Origin of the sequence: Arenibacter lacus, assembly GCF_008711145.1 — a bacterium.
Taxonomy (GTDB): domain Bacteria; phylum Bacteroidota; class Bacteroidia; order Flavobacteriales; family Flavobacteriaceae; genus Arenibacter; species Arenibacter amylolyticus.
Window position 1 is genome coordinate 1 of record NZ_VVIN01000158.1, and the last position, 1567, is coordinate 1567.

1 rRNA gene is annotated in these 1567 nt (G+C 52.3%); it reads right to left on the reverse strand.

The features are described 5' to 3' along the window. Positions 1-1435, reverse strand: a 16S ribosomal RNA gene (locus tag F1E73_RS16905); the annotation flags it as partial. Positions 1436-1567: the final 132 nt, after the last annotated feature.

A 1567-nucleotide genomic window follows, 5' to 3' on the forward strand; every position in this document is an offset into this window, starting at 1 on the left:
GCGGTGACGGACTTCAGGCACTCCCAGCTTCCATGGCTTGACGGGCGGTGTGTACAAGGCCCGGGAACGTATTCACCGGATCATGGCTGATATCCGATTACTAGCGATTCCAGCTTCACGGGGTCGAGTTGCAGACCCCGATCCGAACTGTGACCGGCTTTATAGATTCGCTCTGCCTTGCGACATGGCTGCTCTCTGTACCGGCCATTGTAGCACGTGTGTGGCCCAGGACGTAAGGGCCGTGATGATTTGACGTCGTCCCCACCTTCCTCGCGGTTTGCACCGGCAGTCCCGTTAGAGTCCCCATCATGACATGCTGGCAACTAACGGCAGGGGTTGCGCTCGTTATAGGACTTAACCTGACACCTCACGGCACGAGCTGACGACAACCATGCAGCACCTTGTAATCTGTCCGAAGAAAACTCTATCTCTAAAGCTGTCAGACTACATTTAAGCCCTGGTAAGGTTCCTCGCGTATCATCGAATTAAACCACATGCTCCACCGCTTGTGCGGGCCCCCGTCAATTCCTTTGAGTTTCATCCTTGCGGACGTACTCCCCAGGTGGGATACTTATCACTTTCGCTTAGCCACCCAGCATTGCTGCCGGACAGCTAGTATCCATCGTTTACGGCGTGGACTACCGGGGTATCTAATCCCGTTCGCTCCCCACGCTTTCGTCCATCAGCGTCAGTATATGGTTAGTAACCTGCCTTCGCAATCGGTATTCTATGTGATATCTATGCATTTCACCGCTACACCACATATTCTAGTTACTTCACCATAACTCAAGACCACCAGTATCAAGGGCAATTCTACGGTTGAGCCGCAGACTTTCACCCCTGACTTAATGGCCCGCCTACGGACCCTTTAAACCCAATGATTCCGGATAACGCTCGGATCCTCCGTATTACCGCGGCTGCTGGCACGGAGTTAGCCGATCCTTATTCTTACGGTACCGTCAGTAGAGCACACGTGCCCTAGGTTCTTCCCGTATAAAAGCAGTTTACAATCCATAGGACCGTCTTCCTGCACGCGGCATGGCTGGATCAGGCTCTCGCCCATTGTCCAATATTCCTCACTGCTGCCTCCCGTAGGAGTCTGGTCCGTGTCTCAGTACCAGTGTGGGGGATCCCCCTCTCAGGGCCCCTACCCATCGCGGTCTTGGTAGGCCGTTACCCTACCAACTAACTAATGGGACGCATAGTCATCCTTTACCGTAACCTTTACCCTAATCGTGAATCCACAAGAAGGGACCATGGGGCATTGATCCAAATTTCTTCGGGCTATTCCCCAGTAAAGGGCAGATTCTATACGCGTTACTCACCCGTGCGCCGGTCGCCATCTTCCAGCAAGCTGGAAATGCTGCCCCTCGACTTGCATGTGTTAGGCCTGCCGCTAGCGTTCATCCTGAGCCAGGATCAAACTCTTCATCGTTGATTCTTATATAACTTCGATCAACCATCAAAAGCAAAATGCCCAGCTCGTATTTTCGGTTTCTTTTTCAATATCCCCGATCTGTCGCCAGATCGAAAATACGCTGTCTTTACAATATGTTCAAGAACGTGT